Below are 4,687 nucleotides of genomic sequence, written 5' to 3'. Positions count from 1 at the left end.
GGCCGACCGGCCGAGGAACGGCTGGGCCCGGCTGCTGGCGTGGTGGCGCGGTGAGTGACCCTGGAGACGGTCAGGCCAGGCGCACCGGAAGGGCCCGGTGGCCGTTCGAGATGAACGAGTCGACGGGCTCCAGCTCTTCCTCGGACACGGCGAGCCTGAGATCCGGGAACCGCTCGAACAGGGTCGGCAGCGCGATGCGCGCCTCCAGTCTGCCGAGCGGCGCGCCCAGGCAGAAGTGGACGCCGTAACCGAAGGCGAGGTGTTCCTTGTCGGCGCGGGTGACGTCGAAGCGGTCGGCGTCCGGGCCGTACCGCTCGGGGGCGCGCCCGGCGGCGGCGTACGCGGCCAGGATCGCCTCGCCCTTGCGGATCGACACCTCCTCGGGGCCGCCGAACTCGCTCATCGCCAGGTCCTCGACGGCGTACCGCAGAGGCAGGCTGGCGACGGGCGAATCGACGCGCAGAGTCTCCTCGATCACGTCGTCCCAGGACGCGCGGCCCGTGCGGACGTGCGCCAGCTGCTCCGGGTGGGTGAGCAGGGCGTGGACGGCGTTGTCGAGGAGGTTGACCGTCGTCTCGTGGCCGGCGCTGATCAACAGCACGAGTGTGTCGAGGAGTTCCTGCTCGGTGAGCCGGGTGTCCCCTTCCTCGTCACGGGCCGCGATCAGCCCGGAGGTCAGGTCGTCGCCGGGCGACTCGCGCTTGGACGCGACCAGTTCGCCCAGGGTGGCGTACAGCCGCCCGTAGGTGTCGGTGACCTCCTCCGGGCTCGCCGAGGTGTGGAAGATGCTGTCGACCAGGGACCGCAGCTCGGCGCCCTTCTCCTCCGGCAGGCCGAACAGCTCGCTGATCACCTGGATCGGCAGCGGGTAGCAGAACTCCTCGCGCAGATCGACGGGTTCGCCGGTGCGCCCGGCCTGGCCGACCCGGTCGAGCAGCTGCGCGGTGATCTCCTCGATGCGGGGCTGGAGCGCGGCGATCCGACGGGGAGTGAACGCCCTGGAGACGAGCCCGCGGAGCCGTTTGTGGTCGCCGCCGTACGCGGTGAACATGTTCTGCACCGCGACCCAGGTGTACAGCGGCCACTCGGGGGAGACCTTGCCGTCGATCCAGGTGGTCCAGTGCTGTCGCGGGTCCTTGGACACCCGGGGGTCGGTGAGCAGCCGTTTCAGCAGGTCGGCGTCGCTCACGGCCCAGGCCGGCACCCCGCCGGGGAGCTCGACGAGGGTCACCGGTCCCCGGGCGCGGATGCGTGCGGCCTCGCCGTGGATGTCACGACCGGTCGCGTCAATCACTATGGGGGTCGGGTTCCCCATCGGAGCCTCCCTGGCATTCGGACGTCCGTACGACGCGTCACCGTACGCGGAGGGGGAGCGCTGCCACGGGGGCGGGGTGCGGCGTTGCGTACGCGCGCAACTTCCCTGCGCGTGCAGGCAAGTTCACCCGGTGGGCCGGTCCTAGGGTGATGGGCGGATGGGGTGAGGAGGGGGTGAGGGGGAGGTCGGTTGTTCGGAAGCCTGGGAGGGCTTGTGTTCGGCAGGACGGACAGTGGGGCGCCGCGATGGATGCGCCCTTACAGCGCCGAGGTGCGGACGATGCCCGCGGGGCGGTGGTGGGACGCGGTCCGTGTGCCCCTCGCGCTCGGGGCGCGCACGCTGCAGCACCTCGGTGACGAGACCGGCGCCGTGATCAAGGACGGTTTCGGGGGCATCCTGTACTGGCTCGTGCTGCCGGACTCGGCGGACGGCTGGCGGCTGCCGGGGGTGCAGGTGCTCGGCTCGGGCTGCCATGTGGCCGTTCCGCCGCTGCACCGCACGACGGGACCGGGCCTGTACTGGCGCGTCCCGCCCTCCCGCGAACGCGAGTGCACCACCGCCCACCGCCTCCACTCGGCCCTGACCTCCCCCTGACCTGCCGTCGCCGGCCCCCGCCGGGCAGGGTCGCCGTCGCCGGCGGGGCCCGGCCGGCGACGGCTCGGCCTCGGCGGGCGAGGCCCGGTGGGGAGCCCCGTGCGGTGGGGCGTGGGGGCGGCGGAGGCCCGCCCGCCGAGGTGCGGAAGGGTGGTCAGGACGTGGCCGTGTCCGCGGTGGGGGACGGTGCGCGACGGCGGCGCAGCAGGCCCCGGCGGGGTTCCTGGTCCGGCAGCCAGCCGAAGGCGAGACAACTGCCCGTCGCGCCCAGCAGCAGGCCGATCAGGAAACCGCCCAGATTGGACGTGAGCCAGGTGCCCAGCGACAGCAGGATGCCGATGATCGAGTAGAACAGCCGCTGCTGAGGGTTGAAGAGGATCAGCAGACCGCACAGCAGCATCACCGTCGGCAGGAGATACCCCGCCAGCCCCTGCATGCCGATGTGCATGACCACCTTCAGCGACGCCTTCTCGGTGAGAAGGATCTCCGCCCCGCCCAACGCCAGCAGCAGCCCGCCCCAGAAGGGACGGGCCGCTCGCCACCGCCGGAAGGCGGTCCTTGCTCGGCCGCTCATCAGCAGCCCGTGTCGCTGAAGCGGAGCTTGAGCCCGGGCAGCTTGAACACGCCAGCCGTGGTCGCGTAGTTGGTCTGCCGCAGGTTGCCGATGTGCACGGTGTCGGCCTGCTGGCTGAAGACGCCCTTGGGGCCCTGGACCCCCGCCTTGTCCAGCGTGCTCGCGTCGTTGCCGATCTCGATGTTGTTGAACGCGGCGTCGCCGGACAGCTCGGTGGAGTCGGTGGTCAGATCGCTCGCGGTCACCTTCTCGGCACCGCTGCCCGCGGTGATGAGAAGGTTGGTGCCGCCCAGGTCGACGCTCTGGCACAGCTTGGTGAGCGTCGCGTTCTTGATCGCTGAGGTGATGACCAGTACCTGGCCGCCGGTGTCGCCGGCGTTCGGGCTGTCGTCGGCCATGTTGTCGAGAGCGCCGAACTGCTCGAATCCGGTGCCGTCGAGGTTCGTGGCGGTGACCGTGAACGGCATCCCGGAGATGGCGAACTGGACGCCGAGCGCGCCCTGGGCCGTGAGGATCATGAGTCCCGCGGCGATCGCGGTGGCAGGCACCGCCATCACCGCGGCGCGGCGCAGGCGGACCCGCCCGCGTCTCTCGGGCGACCCTTCGCCGGGGCGCTCGGGGGTGGAACCGGTGGACGCCGTGGCGTCCGGGGACGAGGCCATGTCTGCTCCTGGGCATAGTCAATGCAAGTAGGGCTTCGCTGGCACGTTGTCCTGGCGCGGACAGCTGCCGCGCGCACCTCCTCACACCTCCCGGCGTGTGCAAGGGCTTACTCGTGGCGCGGCAGTGGGCCGACGAGGAAGTTACCCGGGGTTACAGCGAGCGGTCAAGGGAGTTGTGGCAAAGAGGTGTCGATTGTGTGACGCCCGTGCGCGGGCTGCGTCCGGATCCGGACCGGCAATGGCCCGAATGTGCTTGCGCTTGTGCCTTTCAACACCAACTTGGTTGAAACTCCTTGACGTTGACGGTTCATCAGGTCTACAACTGCCACTGTTTTCCCACGGATCCGTGGCGCCGGATCCGTTCGCACGGAGCACGTCGCTCTCCCGGCCCGTCCTTCCAGGGCGTTGGTGACACCTCTGCACGCTCCGTGCGATGTACGGATCCTTCACACCGCTCGTGATCCTGTACCACCCCTCCGCGGCACCGGTACGGCCGCGTTCCCCTGTCCGCGGTCTGTTCCCCGTGCCCCGTTCGTCGCTGTTGGTCCGTCACGTACGGAGAAGGCGTCACGGACCGGCAGCGGCACACCACCCGCACAGGCCCTCACTTCGGAGAAGAGGCACCCCCATGCGTTCGACCCGATCCCTGCTCGCCGTCGCCGGCGCCGCCGCGGCCCTCGCCGTGGCAGCGGCCACCCCCGCCTCCGCGGACGGCACCGTGCTCACCACCGGCGGCGCGGGCGGCACCGCCGTCGCCGTCGGCGATGTCCTCGACGCGTCGCTCGCCAGCGGCACCGCGGCCACGCTCTACTCCAGCAGCACCGGCACCAGTGGCGTCACCTGCACGTCCTCCTCGTTCAGCGCCACCGTCACCGACAACCCGGCCGCGCCCGGCACCGCGACCGAGTCGCTCACCGGCCAGAGCTTCGACAGCAGCAGCTGCACCAGCAACGTCACCGGTGTCCTGAGCGTCTCCAGCATCAACGTCGACAACCTGCCCTACTCGACCTCCGTCACCTCCGGCGGCACGGTCACCGTCACCCCGGCCGCGGGCTCCACCATCCAGACCACGGTGAAGCTGCGCACCCTGCTCGGCACGATCACCTGCGTCTACCAGGCCCCGAGCCTGACCGGCACGGCGAGCAACGCCGACAACAGCATCACCTTCACCAACCAGCAGTTCACCAAGTCCTCTGGTTCGTCCCTGTGCTTCGCCAAGGGCTTCTTCACGGCGAAGTACGCCCCGGTCACCGACACCAGTCAGGGAAGCAGCCCGGTCTACGTCAACTGACGGCCGGCGATCCGGGTGGACGACCGCTTCCGGCGCTCCGCGGAGCCGGGGCGGTCGTCCTGTTCCGGTTGCGGGAGGGCGGCCGTCCTCATCCGCGCCGCCGGCGCAGCGCCAGCGCGGCACCCCCCCCCGCGAGCAGAGCCACCGCCGCGCCGCCGCCCGCCATCAGCGCCATCAGCGCCATCGTCGGGCCGCCGCCGCCGCCGGAACCGGAGCGGGACGCGGCGGCCGCCGCCCGGGTGCCCGGCACG

The 4,687-nt window shown here is 71.2% G+C and carries 5 protein-coding genes; 2 read left to right on the top strand and 3 right to left on the bottom strand.

Translation table 11 applies throughout. The annotated features are described in order from the left end of the window. Positions 1-70: 70 nt before the first annotated feature. Positions 71-1,315, bottom strand: coding sequence for a cytochrome P450 family protein (locus ACFSL4_RS15625; protein WP_381082874.1), 1,245 nt, complete (start codon positions 1,313-1,315; stop codon positions 71-73). Between the two features lie 249 nt (positions 1,316-1,564). On the opposite strand from ACFSL4_RS15625, the gene ACFSL4_RS15620 reads away from it, so the two are divergent. Next, positions 1,565-1,909 carry a hypothetical protein gene (locus ACFSL4_RS15620; RefSeq protein WP_381082872.1) on the top strand — a complete coding sequence of 115 codons (345 nt, stop codon included), beginning with the start codon at positions 1,565-1,567 and terminating at the stop codon, positions 1,907-1,909. Between the two features lie 154 nt (positions 1,910-2,063). Here ACFSL4_RS15620 and ACFSL4_RS15615 read toward each other — a convergent pair whose 3' ends face one another. After that, a complete protein-coding gene (locus ACFSL4_RS15615) occupies positions 2,064-2,483 on the bottom strand; it encodes a DUF6114 domain-containing protein (RefSeq protein ID WP_381082870.1) in 420 nt (139 codons plus the stop codon). After that, positions 2,483-3,145 (bottom strand): DUF6230 family protein, encoded by a 663-nt coding sequence (locus ACFSL4_RS15610; RefSeq protein WP_381082868.1) that lies wholly within the window; start codon positions 3,143-3,145, stop codon positions 2,483-2,485. Before ACFSL4_RS15610 ends, ACFSL4_RS15615 begins: the two co-directional genes overlap by 1 nt. Before the next feature lie 628 nt (positions 3,146-3,773). On the opposite strand from ACFSL4_RS15610, the gene ACFSL4_RS15605 reads away from it, so the two are divergent. Further along, on the top strand, positions 3,774-4,436 hold the full coding sequence (locus ACFSL4_RS15605) for a Tat pathway signal sequence domain protein (RefSeq protein WP_381082866.1): 663 nt from the start codon (positions 3,774-3,776) through the stop codon (positions 4,434-4,436). The last annotated feature ends 251 nt before the right edge of the window (positions 4,437-4,687 follow it).

Origin of the sequence: Streptomyces caeni (genome assembly GCF_042678285.1) — a bacterium.
Lineage (GTDB): Bacteria > Actinomycetota > Actinomycetes > Streptomycetales > Streptomycetaceae > Streptomyces > Streptomyces caeni.
Note: the sequence above shows the minus strand (reverse complement) of the source record. Positions and strands in the feature narration are given on the sequence as shown.

What these genes read in the sequence shown, in the direction of transcription:
- ACFSL4_RS15605 (WP_381082866.1), top strand. Translation starts at nt 3,774, where the DNA reads ATGCGTTCGACCCGATCCCTGCTCGCCGTCGCCGGCGCCGCCGCGGCC.
- ACFSL4_RS15615 (WP_381082870.1), bottom strand. Translation starts at nt 2,483, where the DNA reads ATGAGCGGCCGAGCAAGGACCGCCTTCCGGCGGTGGCGAGCGGCCCGT.
- ACFSL4_RS15625 (WP_381082874.1), bottom strand. Translation starts at nt 1,315, where the DNA reads ATGGGGAACCCGACCCCCATAGTGATTGACGCGACCGGTCGTGACATC.
- ACFSL4_RS15610 (WP_381082868.1), bottom strand. Translation starts at nt 3,145, where the DNA reads ATGGCCTCGTCCCCGGACGCCACGGCGTCCACCGGTTCCACCCCCGAG.
- ACFSL4_RS15620 (WP_381082872.1), top strand. Translation starts at nt 1,565, where the DNA reads ATGCGCCCTTACAGCGCCGAGGTGCGGACGATGCCCGCGGGGCGGTGG.